This window comes from Acidovorax sp. LjRoot194, from assembly GCF_964253015.1.
In the GTDB taxonomy this organism is placed as follows: Bacteria; Pseudomonadota; Gammaproteobacteria; order Burkholderiales; family Burkholderiaceae_C; genus Acidovorax.
This window is the reverse complement of record NZ_CAXUQB020000001.1, coordinates 1437894-1455060: the sequence shown is the minus strand read 5'-3', so window position 1 is coordinate 1455060 and position 17167 is coordinate 1437894. Positions and strand designations below refer to the sequence as shown.

Here is a 17167-nt window from a genome sequence, read left to right as displayed (position 1 = left end):
CCGCATCCCGCAATGCGGGCACCAACGCCTGGGCTATATGAAAAGCGACAACCTTTCCCAACCCACCATGCTCCGCACCCTGCACACCATCACCCTCGCCCTACTCATCACCTCCGGCGCCGCCCACGCAGCCGAGCACTTCTGCGGCCAGCCCACCGCCCACCCCATCGACAAGGCACTTGGTGCTGCCTCCGCGCGCAGCGGTGGCGTTACCGTCGACCTGCACGACGCCCAGTCCGCCGCCTATGCGGCGTGGGACAAGGAGCTCAACCGCATCTACACCCAGACACTCAAAGCCGCAGGCCCTGCCCGGCGTGATGCGCTGCGTGCGGCGCAGCGGGCATGGCTGGCTTTTGACACCGCCCAGGGCCAATGGGACGTCGCGATGCATGCCGACCAAGGCAGTTCGGCCGCACTGAACATTGGCGGGGCCGCCCTGGAGCGCCGCCGCGCCCGCGTGTGCGACCTGAGCAACGACCTGCAAAGCCTGAAGAATGAATGAGCGGCCTACTGCGCGCCGAGCACTGCTGGCCGACCCAGGCCGCGCCCAGGGCGGCGCACGCGTGTGGGTGCGCATCCGCAACGACTCCCGTGAGCCCTTCCAGCAAGTCTGGCAAGGCCTGCCCACCCACGGTACCGCCGTGGAACTGGGCCCCCTGGCCCCGGGCCAGACAAGCCGCTGGCACGCCTTGCCGGCACAGCCTGCCGCGCACTATCGCAAGACGCGCATCCAGCTGGCCCGGCGCCAGATCATCCACGTGAACGATGGCGCCTACCCTGGTGGACACAGCACACTCGCTGCGAACCACCGCTACACCTTCGCCTACACGCTCACAAACCGCACACTGGGGCTGGCCGTGATCGAGGAAGGCGTACAGCGGCTCGGTGCGACTCGACCCTGAATACTCCTGAAAATAACTGCTTGCGCCCCGCGCGCCTCGGTCAATGCCAGTGAGACTCTCCGCAGCACGTCGTGGCGCGGCGTCTGCCAAAAGCATGCGCGTGCAACCTTGTTCATGAACCGAGCCCGGGCGCTGGGTAAATGCTCCCAGCCCAAAGCTCAGGCCGGCCCCAGCGCCATCCTCGACGACGCCGTTGCCTCGTTTGCGTGCCGGATCTCCACCCTATTGCGTCCTGCGCGCTTGGCGTCGTAGCAGGCCATGTCGGCGGCGTACAGCACCGATGGCACGTCCTGCAGGCTGGCATCGAGCACCACCAGCCCGATGCTCACCCCGAGCGTGAAGCTCCGGCCCTGGTAGGCGGGCTCCCAGGCCTGCACGGACGCGCGCAACTGCTCTGCCACGGCCTGGCCGCGGGCCAGGGCGCAGCCGGGCAGAACCACGGCGAACTCGTCGCCACCCAGGCGCGCAGCCCAGCCCACCTGGCGCACTTGCGACTCCAGCAGGCGGGCCACGTGGCGCAGCACGTCGTCGCCGGCGTCGTGGCCGGCGATGTCGTTCACCACGGTGAAATGATCCAGGTCCAGGAACAGCACCACGCCATCGCCCGGGGCCTCGCCGCCGCTGGCCTGCGGCTCGCGCGGGCGTGCGGAGCGCTCGGCCAGCAGCAGGCCCAGGCGCTCGTCGAACGCGGTGCGGTTGTACAGCTGCGTGAGCCCGTCGTGGGTGCGCTCCCACGCGTGCTGGGCCTGGGCCTCGCGTGCGGCGGTGATGTCTTCCAGAATCCACACCGTGCCGCCGGCCATTTCGTCGGGCTGCACGCCGCGGCCCTGCACGCGCGCCCACACGGGGCTGCCGTCCTTGCGCATGAAACACACGTCGCCGTCGAACACCCCATGCGACGCAAATTCGGCCTGCACACGGTCACCGATGCGGCTGTACTCGGCGTCGCTCGCATACAGCGCGCGCGCGGGACGGCCCTGCAGTTCGCCGGCGCTGTAGCCCAGCATCACGCAGGCCTGGCGCCCCACCACCTCGAGGATGCCGTGGCGCGAGATGACGATGCCCACCGATGCGTTGTCCAGCACTGCCTGGAACTGCCCATCGAGCGTGGCTTTGTGGATCTGCTCGCGGCTGCCCTGCTGGGCCAGACCCTGGAACACCTGCACCAGCTCGCCCACCTCGCCGCCCGCGCGCGGCCAGTCGATGTCGGGCGCCTGGGGCAGCGGCTGCCGCACGTCGCGGCGCAGCATCTGGCGTGCGCTGTGCCGAAGGTGGGCCAGGGGCTGGGCCATCCAGACCATGGCAATGGCCACGAGCAGCATGCACAGCGCCATGCTGGCTGCCGCCAGCCACCAGGCTTCGCGCTGCGCGCCTTGCAATGGGGCCAGCAGCGACTGTGACGGGCTCACCCGCGCCACGATCCACTGCGGCAAGGGCATGCCCGCCATGCTGACGATGTGCCCGGACTCCTGGTGCGTGGCCCCGCGCCCCGCCACGGGTTGCGCCTGGTTCAGCCAGCGGGTGTATACAGGCGCCAGGCCGGTCTCGTCCTGCACCTTGCCCAGGATGCGCGCGGGATCGGTGTGCGACAGGATGGTGCCGTCGCGTGTGAAGACGATGAGCCGCGAGCCGTCGCGCGCCGGCAGTGTCATCGACGGCGGCAGCAGGCCTTGGGATTGCAGGCGCAGCGCTCCCGCCACCACGCCCAGCACAGAACCGTCCTCGCGGTGCAGCGGCATGGTGAACATCACCCGCGCATCGCTGGTGCGGGCCGCGATGAGTTCAGAAACCAGAGGTTTGCCGTCGACCAGCGTGCGGCGCAGGGCATCGCGCTCGGCAGGGTCCAGGTCGGCGGCCTTCTCAAGCCGCCCCCCGCGCAGGTTCATGCGCAGCTCGCCGTTGGCGCGGGCAACCTGCATGGCGTCGAAAAACTGCACCGCGGGCAGCCCCTGCTGCAGCAGCCATTCCAGGGTGGATGGCGATTCGAGCATGCCGGGCGTGATGCCTGCCGACACGGTGCGCAGCACCTTCTGGCTTTGCTCGATCTTGCTGGCCAGCAGGCGCGCCACGACTTCCACCTCGTCGGTCTGCTGGGCCACCACGCGGCGCATGGCCTCTTGCCCCGAGGCACGGGTAACCAGCCAGGCCGCCACCGCGCCGGACAGCGCGACCGCCAGCACCGCCACCAGCACCAGCCGCAGCACCAGCGAACCGGGCACGAACCAGCCCGGCGCATCTGGTGGGAGCGCGGGGTGGTCCGGGGGCGTCATGGACACTCCGAGGAGGGAGCGCGACGCAGATGGGTAGCGTTGGGCATGGGCGTGTCGGGTGAAACCGGACTTTTGCCAACGAATATACGCAGCCCCTGCCCCTGCGGGCTTGGGTGGAACCCTCAGTCAGGCCGGGGAAAAACCCTGACTTTGAAGCCCCCCTGAGCCGCTGCGCGGCTTCCCCCGGAGGGGGACGCACCCGGTGGACTGGCGGAGCCAGATCCACGGGTGCGCTGGCCTGGGGCGTGCCTGTGCGACGGGGGGCGGACGTTACGGCGCGCGCATCAGCAAGCCGCCCTGCAAACTTGCACTGGCGCCCGGTCAGCACCCGGCCATCGTTTGAAGAGCCCGCGGATGCGGCAGGTTGAGCACGTTGCCGGTGCCGTGCACCAGGCCCAGCTCGCGCAGGTGGCGCAGTACGCGCGAGAAGGTTTCGGGGGCAATACCCAGTTGCGCGGCGATCAGGCGCTTGCGCAGGTGCAGCGTGACCTGCATCGCGCCGCTATGGTCAGGCTGCGCATGTTTCAGCAGCCACTGCGCGCAGCGCGATTCGGCGTCCTGCGCCAGGCGGCTCACGGCCAGCTCGGACTGCTGGCGGTAGCCCTGGGCCATGTCCAGCAGCAGGCCGCGCGCGCCTGCAGGCATGTCGGACAGGCTGCGCTGGAACTCCTCGATGGGCAGACGACGCACCTGCAGGCGGGTGTCGGCCACCATGTCCACCGGGAACGGCATCCCCAGCAGCGCAGACGCAGCGTCCAGCCAGAACGGCCCCTCCACCGCTCCCAACTGGTGGCGCAAAAATCCGTCGTCGAGCACACCGCGCAGCACACGGCCGCTTTCAAGGTGCATCACCGACGTCAGCACCTCGTTGCGCCTGCGCAGCACCTCACCGGCGGCAATCACCTCGGTGGCGGCGGGCAGTGAGAAATAGGTAGAGGGCAGCATGGAACCGACTGTGCCGCGCGGGCAGGCTGCCGGCATTGAGACAGATCAAAGCCACACCACGCCGCGGCCCGCGCCGGGCCGTGGTGGCTGCAAACCCACACACTGCAACACACACCGCAGCGCCGCGCCAACGCGCGCCCGCCCCTACGGACAGCTTGCAGCAGATTCGTGACAGCTTGTAACTAACCTGTCACACACCGCCGGTATCTTTCGCACTTAGCTCAAGGTAACCAACGCGATGCAGAACATGAAGGAGGGCCGGCTGGCGGCAATGAAGGGGCTGCTCTCGTGCACTTTGCGCGACGGCACCGGGCCCGTGGCCGCGCTCATGCAGCAAGGCGGCCACCTGCACTGTGTCTTCCAGCCGCTGGCCGACCTGCGCGAAGGCGCCGTGTATGCCCACGAGGCACTGATCCGCGGCCCCGAGGGCACGCCGCTGCACACGCCCGACGCGCTGCTGGCACAGGCCCAGCGCGAAGGCATCCTGCGCGACTTCGAGCTGCTGTGCGTCTTCACGGCGCTCGAACAATGGGGCGCCTTGGGTGCACCCGGGCGTTTGTTCGTCAACATCAGCGCCGATGCGCTGGTGCACGGCGTGGCGCTGTTGGGTGCCGAGCGGCTGGGCGAGGTGGTACGCAGCTTCGGCATGAGCGCCCGCATGCTGGTGCTGGAGATCACCGAGCACGAACGCGTGAGCGACATGCCGCAGCTGCGCCAGGCCATCAAGGCCGTGCACGCCTGCGGCGCCCGCATGGCGCTCGATGACTTCGGCGACGGCCGCTCCAGCCTGCGCCTGTGGTCCGAGGTCAAACCCGACTTCGTGAAGATCGACAAGTACTTCATCCACGACATCAGCGACCACCCCGAGAACCTGCAGATGCTGCAGGCCATCAAGGGCATTGCGGACGTGTTCGGCACCACGTTGATCGCCGAAGGCATCGAGACCCGCGACGACCTGCGCGCGCTGCGCGACCTGGACATCCCCTACGGCCAGGGCTGGCTGCTGGGACGTCCGGCCCCCGCCCCGCGCGTTGCCGTGGAAGGCCCCGCGCTGGAGGTGATGCAGGACCGGCGCGTGGCCGTGCTGCCGCACCTGGGGCAGACCGCGCGCCCCGGCGTGCTGCGCAGCCTGCTGGTGGTGCAGGCGCCCACGGCATCGCCCGCGACCAGCAACGACGCGGTGGCGGCCCTGTTCCACGAACGCACCGAACTGCATGCGCTGGCGGTGGTGGACGGGACACGGCCGGTGGCACTCATCAACCGCCAGCAGTTCATGAACCACTACGCCACGCTGTACTTCCGCGAGGTGCACGGGCGCAAGTCGTGCCTGGCCTTCGCCAACCCATCGCCCCGCGTGGTGGAGCTAGACTGCGACGTGGACCAGCTGGTGGGCATCCTCACATCGCAGGACCAGCGTTACCTGAGCGACGGCTACATCGTGACCGACAACGGCCGGTATCTGGGCCTGGGCACCGGCGACCAGCTGGTGCGCGCCGTGACCGAGACCCGCATCGAAGCCGCACGCCACGCCAACCCGCTGACCTTCCTGCCCGGCAACATCCCCATCAGCCTGCACATGCAGCGCCTGCTGGACGCGGGCACCGAGTTCGTCGCCTGCTACGCGGACCTGAACAACTTCAAGCCCTTCAACGACCACTACGGCTACTGGCGCGGCGACCAGATGATCCGACTGGTCGCCCGCCTGGCCACGGCCCACTGCGACGCACGGCGCGACTTCGTGGGGCATGTGGGCGGGGACGATTTCATGCTGGTGTTCCAGAGCAGCAACTGGCTGCAGCGCTGCAAGAACATCGTGGATGAATTTGCGCGCGAGGCACTCACGCTGTTCGACGACGCGGCGCGCAAGGCGGGCGGCATCGGGGCCGAGGACCGGCATGGGGTGCAGCGGTTCTTTCCGTGCACCACGCTGTCGATCGGCGCGGTGCGGATCATGCCGGGGCGGTTTCGGCATGCGGAAGAGGTGGCTAATCTGGCGGCTGTAGCCAAGCATGAGGCGAAGCAGTCAGCCAGCGGTGTGGTGCTGCACGGCACAACAGCTAACTCAGCCTTGGGCCGCGCGCTACAGGATGTGTTGGCAGCGTAACGAAGCGGGTTGAGCCAGACCCCGGATATGAGAAAGTTCGCCAGTGGCGCGAGACGGCATCCAGCAGCGAGCCCATCGATTGCAAGGCCCCTGAAAGGCCTTCTACGAGCACAGGTCCTGGTTTAGGCCCGGGCCGACTTGGCAAAGATCAACCCAAGGCGTGGCGAGCCAGATCCGCTACAGCCAGCTCCTTGTCGGCCTCGTCGCGCTCTCCGTCCTCCAAAAACCAGGCGGCCGACAACGCCGCATGCGCCATGACCCATTGCAGCAAGCGGCGCCTGTCCAGACTAGCTGTATTGAGCACGATGTCGAGCTGCCGCGCAAAACGCGTGGGGTCGGTGCAGGTCTTCAAGTCAGGGTTGCACAGTACGTTCACATAGTCATAGGAGCGCTCGCCAGTCACGCGCTTGGGATCGATGGCAAGCCAGCCGCGCTCACCGAAATCGAGGATGTTGCTGTGATGCGCATCACCATGCAGCACCACCTGCTCGTGCTGTGAGTCCAGCAACCTGTTGGCGACTACCGCACATTCGGCCATCAGGCCGCCTTCGCGCTGCGCCATCGGCGCCAGCGATTCGAAGAAACAGGAGAGAGACAGTAGTTCCTCAGGCGGCGGCGAGGGGCGCTTTGCATGCAGCTGGCCGATGGTGTCGCAAACAATTTTTGTGGCGGCGTCATCCTGGCCATTGGCAGCCATTGTCAAAAGATGACCCGGGCCGGCAGCGCGCTCCATCAGCAGCGCGCCCGCCTGCTCATCGCATGCATAGACACGCGCCGCGCCATGGCCGTCCCACCAACACATCACCAGCGCGCCAATCCGCTCATCGATATGCCGGGCGATCTTGATCATCGCGAGGCGGCCGTCCGGGTGCTCCGCGAGGCGAACCGGCATCAGGTGACCCGCATGGGTCGCGAATGGTTGGCCGTCTGGCTCCGCCTTCCAGCGCTGAAGGTAAGGATCGAACAAGGTCAGTTCGGACATACAGCTGTCTTCCTGCGACCAAACAATCTGCAGGTGTCTTCGGTGGTTGCGGCGACTAATTGGTCATGGCCGGCTCTTGCAAGTGGGCCCACGTACCCCACTGAATTCATGGCCCCGTCACCGCCCCAGCCTCGAACCACCGCTTGACCAGCGCCCGCTCCGCATCCGTCATGCCGGTCGCATTGTTCATCGGCATCAACTTCTGCACCACCACCTGCTGGTAGATCGCTTGGGCGTGCTGCTTGACGCTCGCAGGCGCGTCCAGCCGCAGGTTCTTCATCTGCACCTGCTCGCCGTGGCACATGTAGCAGCGCTGGGCCAGCACGGGTTGCAGCGTTGCATAGTCATTTTGGCCGATACCGCTTGCTGTGCTTGCGCCAGCAGCTACTGAAACAGGAGCAGATCCCGCTGCAGTAGCAGCCCCGGCAGCAGGCGCTGTCGACGCTGCAGGCGCCGCAGTCGCCACCACCGGCGCAGGCCGCATCCACGCGATCACGCCCAGGATGACCACCACCCCCACCAGCGCGTACGGCAGCGGGTTGCCGTTGCGCCCCAGCTTGTAGCCGTGGCGTGCCACGAAGAACTGGCGGATGGCGGCGCCGGCAAACATCATCAGGATCAGCACCAGCCAGTTCTGCGGGTGGCTCCAGGTAAAGCTGTAGTGGTTGCTCAGCATCGCAAACAGCACCGGCAGCGTGAAGTACGTGTTGTGCACGCTGCGCTGCTTGCCGCGCTTGCCGTGGATGGGGTCCACGTCCTGGCCGGTGCGGATCTGGCGGATGACGGTGCGCTGGCCGGGGATGATCCAGAAGAACACGTTGGCGCTCATCGCGGTGGCGATCATCGCGCCCACCAGCAGGAAGGCGGCGCGCCCTGCAAACCAGTGGCACGCCAGCCACGATGCGATGCACACCAGCCCGAACACCAGCGCGCCCACGATGGCGTCGCCGTTCTTCTTCTGGCCGAAGATGCGGCAGATCGCGTCGTACAGGAGCCAGAACACGACGAAGAACGCCAGCGCCACCACGATGGCCGTGGCGGGGGCCCAGTCCATGCGCGACTTGTCGATGAGGTAGGTGCTGGCGCTGTACAGGTATGACACCGTGAACAGCGCAAAACCGCTGATCCAGGTGCTGTAGCTTTCCCAGAAGAACCAGTGCAGGTGGCCGGGCAGCTTGGGCGGCGAGACGGCGAACTTGACCGGGTGGTAGAACCCGCCGCCGTGCACGGCCCAGAGCTCGCCGGAGACGCCCTGCTTCTTAAGGTCTTCATCCTCGGGCGGCGTGAGGCTGCTGTCCAGAAAGACGAAGTAGAACGACGAGCCGATCCAGGCGATGGCGGTGATGACATGGACCCAGCGCAGCAGCAGGTTGGCCCAGTCGAGAAAGTAGCTTTCCATGGAAATCTCTCAATCAACTTTGGCGGCGCAGGGCGCGCCGCCTGTGTGCAACCTGCTCACCACTGCGGGCGCTCTGAGCAAGATAGAACGGGCTGGTGATCTTCCACAATGGATAGATCGCCAACACGTTCCAGGAGGTCGCGCACCTTGGCATGCAATTGGCATGCCGGGGCACCGCTGCGACCACTGTTTGTGGACACGAAGTGTATGCACTTTCCGCCTTGGAAGCCAGCATGCAAACCCCCGGGTTGTCCCGAGGATAGCGGCAGGTGGCAGGTCAGCGGTCTACCGCAATGTAGTCCGGGTACTGTGCGCAGATGGCCTCGACCGCACTCAACGTGCCCGACAGGTGGTACCGCGCGGCCTGCTGGGCGCGCGCAGCGTCGCCCTGGCCCAATGCCGCGACGATGGCACGGTGGTCCGCCAGAATGGCCTCGGTCTTGCCCGCCGTGGGCAGGTGCAGGCGGCGGAGGCGATCCACATGACCGGACGACCTCTCCACCAGTACCCACAGCCCCGGCACCGCCGCGGCCTCGTACATGAGCTGGTGAAAGCGCCGGTCGGCATCGACAAAGTCGCCGTAGCGTTGCGCCGCAGCCAGCGACGCCTGCAGCGCGATCTGCGCCTCCAGCTGCGCCAGCAGGCCCGGCGGCGCGTCGCTGGCCAGCTGGTGCAGGATTTCCAGTTCGATGGAGCGCCGCAGGAAATGCGCCTCGCGCGCCGCCGCCACGTCGATGCGCGAGACCAGCGTGGCGTGCTGGGGGAACACGTCCACCAGCCCTTCTTCCTCCAACCGCAAGAGCGCTTCGCGCACGGGCGTCTGGCTCACGCCGAACTGCTGGGCCAGCTCGCTGCGCACCAGCACCGCGCCCGGCGCAAGCTCCAGCGACAGGATGGCATGGCGCAGCGTTTCCAGCACCTGGGGGGCGGCCAGGCGCGAGCGGTCCAGCTTGATTTTGCGGGTCAAAGACATCGGAAGATTCTCGCATTGCGCGAGTGATATATTAGTGTTTTAATGCACCACGATGACCCGACGCACCCCAGATTCCTTGCGCAGCGCCCGCTGGTTCGCTGCTGACGACTTCCGCTCCTTCGGCCACCGCTCGCGCGTCTTGCAGATGGGCTACGGGTACGACGACTGGATGGGCAAGCCCGTCATCGCCATCATCAACACCTGGAGCGACGCCAACCAGTGCCACTCGCACTTCAAGCAGCGGGTGGACGACGTCAAGCGCGGCATCCTGCAGGCGGGTGGCTTTCCGCTGGAGCTGCCGGCCATCTCGCTGAGCGAGAGCATGGTCAAGCCCACCACCATGCTGTACCGCAACTTCCTGGCGATGGAAACCGAAGAGCTGCTGCGCAGCCACCCGGTCGATGGCGCCGTGCTGATGGGCGGCTGCGACAAGACCACGCCGGGCCTGACCATGGGCGCGCTCAGCATGGGCCTGCCCTTCATCTACCTGCCGGCCGGCCCCATGCTGCGCGGCAACTGGCGCGGCAAGGTGCTGGGCTCGGGCTCGGACGCCTTCAAGTACTGGGACGAGCGCCGCGCAGGCCGCCTGTCCGATCAGGCCTGGAGCGAGATGGAAGCCGGCATCGCACGCAGCCACGGCACCTGCATGACCATGGGCACGGCCGCCACCATGATGGGCATTGCCGAGGCCGTGGGCCTGGCGCTGCCCGGCGCGTCCAGCATTCCAGCGGCCGACGCCAACCATGTGCGCATGAGCGCCGAGTGCGGCCGCCGCATCGTCGAGATGGTGTGGGACGACCTCACGCCCGCGAAGATGCTCACCCGCGCCCACTTCGAGAACGGCATCGCCTGCGCGATGGCCATGGGCTGCTCGACCAACGCCATCATCCACCTCATCGCCATGTCGCGCCGCGCGGGGCACCCGGTGGACCTGTCCGACTTCGACGCGGCCAGCCGGCGCGTGCCGGTGATCGCCAACATCCGCCCGAGCGGCGACGCCTACCTGATGGAAGACTTCTTCTACGCAGGCGGCCTGCGCGGCCTGCTGGAGCGCATCCGCGGCCACCTGCACACCGATGCGCTCACCGTCAACGGCAAGACCCTGGGCGAGAACATCGCGGGCGCCGAGGTCTACCACGACGATGTGATCCGCCCCATCGACAACCCCATCTACGCCGAAGGCGCGCTGGCCGTGCTGCGCGGCAACCTGGCGCCCGACGGCGTGGTCATCAAGCCCAGCGCCTGCGCGCCGCACCTGCTGCGCCACACGGGCCGGGCGCTGGTGTTCGACGACTACCCCTCGCTCAAGAAGGCGGTGGACGACCCGGACCTCGACGTCACGGGCGACGACATCCTGGTGCTGCGCAACGCCGGCCCGCGCGGGGCCGGCATGCCGGAATGGGGCATGCTGCCCATCCCCACCAAGCTGCTCAAGCAAGGCGTGACGGACATGCTGCGCCTGTCCGACGCCCGCATGAGCGGCACCAGCTATGGCGGCTGCCTGCTGCACTGCTCGCCCGAGGCGGCCGTGGGCGGCCCGCTGGCGCTGGTGCGCACCGGCGACCGCATCACGGTGGACGTGCCCGCCCGCACCATCCACCTGGAGATCACCGACGACGAACTCGCCACACGCCGCAGCGCCTGGACGCCGCCGCCCCCGCGCTACGAGCGCGGCTACGGCTGGATGTTCGGCCGGCACATCCTGCAGGCCGACGAAGGTTGCGACTTCGACTTCCTGGAGACCACCTTCGGCAAGGCGGTTCCCGAACCCGACATTTTCTGAACGGAGCTGATGCCCATGACCCCCGCCACCCGCGCGCTGCTGATGAAGGTCAGCACCGCCACGCTGTGCACCGCACTCTTCAAGCGCGGCCTGCGCAACCAGTTCATCCAGGGCGTGCTGCCCCTGAACCCGGGCCTGCCCAACATGGTGGGCGAGGCCTTCACCCTGCGCTACATGCCGGCGCGGGAGGACCGCAACCCCATTGGCGTGTTCCAGAACCGCGACCACCCGCAGCGCGTGGCCGTGGAGCAATGCCCCGTGGGCGCGGTGCTGGTCATCGACAGCCGCAAGGACGCACGGGCGGCATCGGCCGGCGGCATCCTGGTGGCGCGGCTCATGCAGCGCGGCGTGGCGGGCGTGGTCACCGACGGCGGCTTTCGCGACAGCCCGGACATCGCCCAATACAGCATGCCCGCCTACCACGCACGCCCGAGCGCGCCCACCAACCTCACGCTGCACGAGGCCATCGAGATCAACGGCCCCATCGGCTGCGGCGATGCCCCGGTGTTCCCCGGTGACGTGATCGTGGGCGACGCCGAAGGCGTGATCGTGATCCCCGCCCACCTGGCCGACGAGGTCGCCGCCGAGGCCACCGAGATGACCGTGTTCGAGGACTTCGTGCAGGAGCAGGTGCTGGGTGGCCGCTCCATCATCGGCCTGTACCCGCCCACCGACGAACAGGCGCGCACCGACTTCGCCACCTGGCGCGCCGCACAAGGGCGCTGAAAACTTGTTCACCGTCTGAGCCACCCAGGCAGCCCACCCAGAGCGAAAAACGCCAGGGCGCCCGGCCTTCAACACCACCACCCGGAGACAAAACCATGCCATCCATCCACCGCGCCACAGCACCGCTGCTGGCCCTTTTCTCCCTGTTCGCCCTGCTGGGCACGCCGCACGCCCACGCCCAGGACTGGCCCGCCGCCAAGCCCATCACCTACGTGGTGCCGTTCACTGCAGGCGGCTCCACCGACATCGTGGGCCGCACTGTGGCCCACAAGCTGCAGGAGAGCCTGAAGCAATCCGTTGTGGTCGAGAACAAGCCCGGCCAGGCCGGCGGCATCGGCGCGGCCTACGTGGCCAAGGCCGCGCCCGACGGCTACACGCTGTTCGGCGGCACTATCAGCACGCACGCCATCAACGCCAGCCTGTACAAGAAGCTGCCGTACGACCCCCTGAAGGACTTCGAGCCCGTGACGCTGGTCGCGCGCCTGCCCAACGTGCTCATCGTCAACGCCCAGCTGGGCGTGAACTCGGTGGCCGACCTGATCGCGCTGCTCAAGAAGGACCCGAGCAAGCGCATGTTCGCGTCGTCCGGCGCGGGCACATCGACCCACCTGGCGGGCGAGATGCTGGCCGACCTGATCGGCGTGCCGCTCACCCACGTGCCCTACAAGGGCACGCCCCCCGCCATGACGGACGTGGCCGCGGGCGAGGTGCCCTTCATGTTCGACCAGCTCACCGCCGCGCTGCCGCTGGTCAAGGCTGGCAAGCTCAAGCTGCTGGCCGTGACCACGGGCCAGCGCATCACCCTGGCGCCCGAGCTGCCGACCATGATCGAGTCGGGCATCGCGGGCTTCGAGATGTCGTCCTGGCAGGCGATTTACGTCCCGAAGGGAACGCCGCGGCCCATCATCCAGCGGCTGCATGCCGAGATCGTCAAGGCCCTGAAGCAGCCCGACGTGAAAGCCAAGCTGACCGACCAGTTGGCGATGGAGATCGTGGGCAGCACGCCCGAAGAACTGCGCGACCACATGGCCAAGGAGATACCGCGCTGGGCGGCACTGGTGAAGAAGTCGGGGGCGACAGCGGAGTGATGGAGAAGGGGTGAAGGCGAGATCACGTGGCGGCGGACTGCTCGCCCACGCAGCGCCCTGACTTCGACAAGCTTAGTCCGAACGGTGAGAGTGCAGATGCGCGAACCCCTGTTCTCAACGCCCCAAAACCGTTCGCGCTCAGCCTGTCGAAGGGCTGCACTCAGACCGTGCACCGACTTCGACAAGCTCCGTCCGAACGGAGTTTGGGACACAGACCAGGGGAATGCGGGGAGTGGAGTGCTGAGCATGAAATACGGAGCCTCATCACCCCCCCAAACCGTTCACCCTGAGCTTGTCGAAGGGCCGCACTAACGCCGCTCCGTCTTCCGGAAAATTCAACCCAGCGTCTGCAGCAACTGCGCAGCCACCGCCACCGCAATCACCTCGGGCTCCTTGCCCCCAATGCCCGGCACGCCGATCGGGCAGGTCACCTGCGCCAGCTCCTCCTGCGCAAAGCCGCGTCCATGCAGGCGGTTGGAGAATGTCGCCCACTTGGTCTTGCTGCCGATGAGGCCGATGAACGGCAGATCCTGCCGCTCCCGCTGGCGGCGCAGGCAGGCGGCCACCACGTCCAGGTCTTCGGCGTGGCTGAAGCTCATGATCAGCACGCGCGTGCCCGGCGCCAGCCCCGGCACCGCCATCTGCACCGGGTCCGAATGCTCGCAGGCCACGCCGTCGGGTGCGGGCTGCGGAAAGATTCCGTCGCGGCTGTCGATCCAGGTGAGTGCAAACGGCAGCGGCGCCAGCACCCGCGCCAGCGCGTGGCCCACGTGCCCGCCGCCGAACAGCGCCACCGGATGTAGCCGGGGCGCCAGGCGCTCGGCGAGCGTGGGCGCGTCGCCTGCGGTCAGCAGCTCGAACGCCAGGTGCACCACCCCGCCGCAGCACTGGCCCAGGGCCGGGCCGAGCGCAAAGCGCATCGGACCGTCACCCGGCGGCGACGGTACCCCCGCCAGGCGTCGGCGCGCCTCGGCCATGGCCTGGTGCTCCAGGTGCCCGCCGCCGATGGTGCCCACGATCCCATCGGCGAACACGGCCATCCAGGCGCCGGGTTCACGCGGCACGGACCCTTGGGTAGACTCCACCCTGACCAGGCAGGCAGGCGCGGCCGCAAGGCCTTCCAGCAACAAACGCAAGTGTTCCACCGCCATCGTCCTTTTCGTACTTACATCAGGCCCGGCGGCGCCGCCTGAACGGCGAGCGCCTTCGGCCACCCACCACGAGCCACCCCACCATGTCCAACACCCCGCCCCCAGGCCCCAACGGCAAGCGCAGCCACTGGCTGCTGGCAGGCATCATGGCCGCCGGCGCGGCCCTGGTCGCAGCCTGCCGTTCAGGCCCCGAGCCCACCCCGACGCCCGAGCCGGAAAGCCGCTCGCCGGCAGCCCCGGAAACCCCGGCCGTGAAAGGCCCCGTGCCCGCCGCCGCAGGCTCGGCCCGCGCATCGGCTGCCGCCACGCCCAAAGCCTACCGCCAGGACGGCGCCACCCACCTGTACGGACTCAACAGCGAACGCATCTTCAAGGGCAAGCTGCCACCGCAGCTGTATGCCATCGGCGTGCTGGAAGTGGACATCGACCGCACCGGCAAGGTCAACCGCCTGAACTGGCTGCGCGCCCCGCGCCACGCGCCCGAGGTGATCAAGGAGATCGAGCGCACCGTGCGCGCCGCAGCGCCCTTCCCGGCGCCCACCCGCCTGGGCAAGGTCACCTACACCGAGACCTGGCTGTGGGACAAGAGCGGCAAGTTCCAGCTGGACACCCTGACCGAAGGACAGCTTTAAAAAGATAGCGTCTCGCGCTTGACTGTATTGGGTTTCAGGTTATTTTGGCCTGAAGCCCGCATATGACAAGCGCCACTCGCTATCTATCTCATAGCACTCAAGATCCTCGGTACGTCGAATAGCTCCACGGGCTTACCAGCAGCGGCACGTGGTAGTGCTGGTCGGTGTGCGCAATGCCGAAGTCCAGGCTCACCTGGTTCAGAAAATTGGGCTCGGGCAGCTGCACGCCCTGCGCCTTGAAGTACCCCGCCACGTCGAAACGCAGCCGGTAGGTGCCGGTGCGCAGGCTGGCGTTGTCGAACAGCGGCGCATCGGTGCGGCCGTCGTGGTTCAGCACCAGGCGCTTGATCAGCGTGGCGTTGTCGTCGCCGTCCGTGGAGTACAGCGCCACTTCCATGCCGGCGGCGGGGCAGCCGTGCATCGTGTCCAGAACGTGTGTGCTCAAGCCCATTGGGGATTCTCCTGAAGAAAGCAGGCCGGAACAGCGCGACCTGTAGACCAAAAGTGTATACACTTTTATCCAATCCACCTATCATGCAGCCATGGAATCCTCATCCACCAGTGCGATTGTCGAGGCGCTGACCCGCGCCATCGTGGAGCACCGCCTGCAGCCGGGCACCAAGCTGGCCGAGCAGAAACTGGCCGACCACTTCGGCGTGTCGCGCACGCTGGTGCGCCAGGCGCTGTTCCAGCTGGCGCAGAACCGGCTGGTCACGCTGGAGCCCGCGCGCGGCGCGTTCGTGTCCACCCCGTCGGTGGAAGAAGCCCGCCAGGTGTTCGCCGTGCGCCGCATGCTCGAGACCGAGATGACGCGCGCCTTCGTGCAGAGCGTGACCCCCGCCAAGATCAAGGCGCTGCGCGCCCACGTCGCCAGCGAGAAGGCTGTCATGGGCACGGCCGATGCGAGCAGCCGCACCGAGCTGCTGGGCGACTTCCACGTGCGCATGGCCGAGCTCATGGGCAACGAGGTGCTGGCGCAGATGCTGGGCGACCTGATCTCGCGCTGCGCGCTCATCACGCTGATGTACCAGTCGGCCAGCGCCGCCGAGCATTCCCACGAGGAGCATGGCGACATCGTGGCGGCCCTGGCCGCGCGCGACGAAGCCCTGGCCGTCTCCCTCATGCAGGCCCACCTGGAACATGTGGAAGCCAGCCTCACTTTCGACCGCAAGCGCCCGGCCAGCGACCTGGCCGCCGCGCTCAGCGCGTGACATTCCCGTCCGTGACATGACCCCTTGAATCCCCGACGCCCATGATCTACGACTCCACCCAGCCCTACCCCCGCGACCTCATCGGCTACGGCAAGACCCCGCCCCACGCGCAGTGGCCGGGCGGTGCGCGCATCGCCGTGCAGTTCGTGCTCAACTACGAAGAAGGCGGCGAGAACGCCGTGCTGCACGGCGATGCGGGCAGCGAGCAGTTCCTGTCCGAAATGTTCAACCCCGCGAGCTACCCCGAGCGGCACATGAGCATGGAAGGCATCTACGAATACGGCTCGCGGGCCGGCGTGTGGCGCATCCTGCGCGAGTTCGAAAAGCGCAAGCTGCCGCTCACCGTGTTCGGCGTCTCCAGCGCGCTGCAGCGCCACCCCGAGCTGACCCAGGCCTTCGTGCAACTGGGTCACGAGATCGCCTGCCACGGCCTCAAGTGGATCCACTACCAGCACATCCCTGAAGAAGTCGAGCGTGCCCACATGGCCGAGGCCATGGAAATCATCCAGCGCATGACCGGACACAGGGCCCTGGGCTGGTACACCGGCCGCGACAGCCCCAACACCCGTCGCCTCGTGGCCGACTTCGGTGGCTTCGAGTACGACAGCGACTACTACGGCGACGACCTGCCGTTCTGGATGGACGTGAAAAAGAGCAATGGAGCCACCGTGCCCCAGCTCATCGTGCCGTACACACTGGACTGCAACGACATGCGCTTTGCGCTGCCGCAGGGCTACTCGCACGCGGACCCTTTCTACCAGTACATGAAGGACACGTTCGACGCGCTGTACGCCGAAGGCGACCCGGCCGGCGACAACGCGCCCAAGATGATGAGCATCGGCATGCACTGCCGCCTGCTCGGCCGCCCCGGCCGCATCACGGCGCTGCAGCGATTCCTGGACCACATCCAGCAGCACAGCGACGTGTGGGTGTGCCGCCGCATCGACATCGCGCGCCACTGGAAACAGGCGCACCCCTATCCATCACAGAAAGCAGGCTGA

Annotated in this window: 16 protein-coding genes; 9 read left to right on the top strand and 7 right to left on the bottom strand. The window is 67.6% G+C overall.

Annotation, left to right across the window (positions count from 1 at the left end):
• The first annotated feature begins 67 nt into the window (after positions 1-67).
• Together ACSQ3N_RS06680 and ACSQ3N_RS06675 are read left to right on the top strand one after the other, a co-directional pair.
• Entirely contained in the window at positions 68-502 is a 435-nt protein-coding gene (locus tag ACSQ3N_RS06680) for a lysozyme inhibitor LprI family protein (RefSeq protein ID WP_156371827.1), read from the top strand.
• Positions 495-902, top strand: coding sequence for a hypothetical protein (locus ACSQ3N_RS06675; RefSeq protein ID WP_056161579.1), 408 nt, complete (start codon positions 495-497; stop codon positions 900-902). Before ACSQ3N_RS06680 ends, ACSQ3N_RS06675 begins: the two co-directional genes overlap by 8 nt.
• A 158-nt stretch (positions 903-1060) precedes the next feature.
• Here the strand turns inward: ACSQ3N_RS06675 and ACSQ3N_RS06670 are convergent, their stop codons facing one another.
• Positions 1061-3172, bottom strand: a complete 2112-nt coding sequence (locus ACSQ3N_RS06670) for a sensor domain-containing diguanylate cyclase (RefSeq protein ID WP_056161577.1) — start codon at positions 3170-3172, stop codon at positions 1061-1063.
• Positions 3173-3493: 321 nt separating this feature from the next.
• Positions 3494-4117: a Crp/Fnr family transcriptional regulator gene (locus ACSQ3N_RS06665; RefSeq protein WP_056162506.1), complete on the bottom strand. Its 624-nt coding sequence runs from the start codon at positions 4115-4117 to the stop codon at positions 3494-3496.
• Positions 4118-4355: 238 nt separating this feature from the next.
• Between ACSQ3N_RS06665 and ACSQ3N_RS06660 the strand changes: the two genes are divergently transcribed.
• Entirely contained in the window at positions 4356-6221 is a 1866-nt protein-coding gene (locus tag ACSQ3N_RS06660; RefSeq protein WP_436145905.1) for an EAL domain-containing protein, read from the top strand.
• Positions 6222-6369: 148 nt separating this feature from the next.
• Here ACSQ3N_RS06660 and ACSQ3N_RS06655 read toward each other — a convergent pair whose 3' ends face one another.
• From ACSQ3N_RS06655 to ACSQ3N_RS06645, 3 genes are all read right to left on the bottom strand, one after another.
• Complete coding sequence (locus ACSQ3N_RS06655) at positions 6370-7203, bottom strand: aminoglycoside phosphotransferase family protein (RefSeq protein WP_056161573.1); 834 nt, start codon at positions 7201-7203, stop codon at positions 6370-6372.
• A gap of 106 nt (positions 7204-7309) precedes the next feature.
• Positions 7310-8602 (bottom strand): urate hydroxylase PuuD, encoded by a 1293-nt coding sequence (locus ACSQ3N_RS06650; protein WP_436125703.1) that lies wholly within the window; start codon positions 8600-8602, stop codon positions 7310-7312.
• 277 nt (positions 8603-8879) lie between these two features.
• A complete protein-coding gene (locus tag ACSQ3N_RS06645) occupies positions 8880-9575 on the bottom strand; it encodes a GntR family transcriptional regulator (protein WP_436145904.1) in 696 nt (231 codons plus the stop codon).
• 52 nt (positions 9576-9627) lie between these two features.
• Between ACSQ3N_RS06645 and araD the strand changes: the two genes are divergently transcribed.
• From araD to ACSQ3N_RS06630, 3 genes are all read left to right on the top strand, one after another.
• The gene (gene araD, locus ACSQ3N_RS06640) at positions 9628-11358 is read left to right on the top strand and encodes an L-arabinonate dehydratase (RefSeq protein WP_436145903.1); all 1731 of its coding nucleotides are present in this window, start codon (positions 9628-9630) and stop codon (positions 11356-11358) included.
• Positions 11359-11373: 15 nt separating this feature from the next.
• Positions 11374-12084 (top strand): ribonuclease activity regulator RraA, encoded by a 711-nt coding sequence (locus ACSQ3N_RS06635; RefSeq protein WP_056162503.1) that lies wholly within the window; start codon positions 11374-11376, stop codon positions 12082-12084.
• Between the two features lie 95 nt (positions 12085-12179).
• Entirely contained in the window at positions 12180-13172 is a 993-nt protein-coding gene (locus tag ACSQ3N_RS06630) for a Bug family tripartite tricarboxylate transporter substrate binding protein (protein WP_436145902.1), read from the top strand.
• A gap of 335 nt (positions 13173-13507) precedes the next feature.
• Here ACSQ3N_RS06630 and xdhC read toward each other — a convergent pair whose 3' ends face one another.
• Positions 13508-14323, bottom strand: coding sequence for a xanthine dehydrogenase accessory protein XdhC (gene xdhC, locus ACSQ3N_RS06625; protein ID WP_436145901.1), 816 nt, complete (start codon positions 14321-14323; stop codon positions 13508-13510).
• Positions 14324-14469: 146 nt separating this feature from the next.
• Here xdhC and ACSQ3N_RS06620 point away from each other — a divergent pair, with 146 nt between their 5' ends.
• On the top strand, positions 14470-14955 hold the full coding sequence (locus ACSQ3N_RS06620) for a hypothetical protein (protein WP_436147928.1): 486 nt from the start codon (positions 14470-14472) through the stop codon (positions 14953-14955).
• Positions 14956-15052: 97 nt separating this feature from the next.
• Here the strand turns inward: ACSQ3N_RS06620 and uraH are convergent, their stop codons facing one another.
• Positions 15053-15406, bottom strand: a complete 354-nt coding sequence (gene uraH, locus ACSQ3N_RS06615; protein WP_436145900.1) for a hydroxyisourate hydrolase — start codon at positions 15404-15406, stop codon at positions 15053-15055.
• 91 nt (positions 15407-15497) lie between these two features.
• On the opposite strand from uraH, the gene ACSQ3N_RS06610 reads away from it, so the two are divergent.
• A complete protein-coding gene (locus ACSQ3N_RS06610; protein ID WP_436145899.1) occupies positions 15498-16166 on the top strand; it encodes a GntR family transcriptional regulator in 669 nt (222 codons plus the stop codon).
• Between the two features lie 41 nt (positions 16167-16207).
• Positions 16208-17167, top strand: coding sequence for an allantoinase PuuE (puuE, locus tag ACSQ3N_RS06605; RefSeq protein WP_436145898.1), 960 nt, complete (start codon positions 16208-16210; stop codon positions 17165-17167).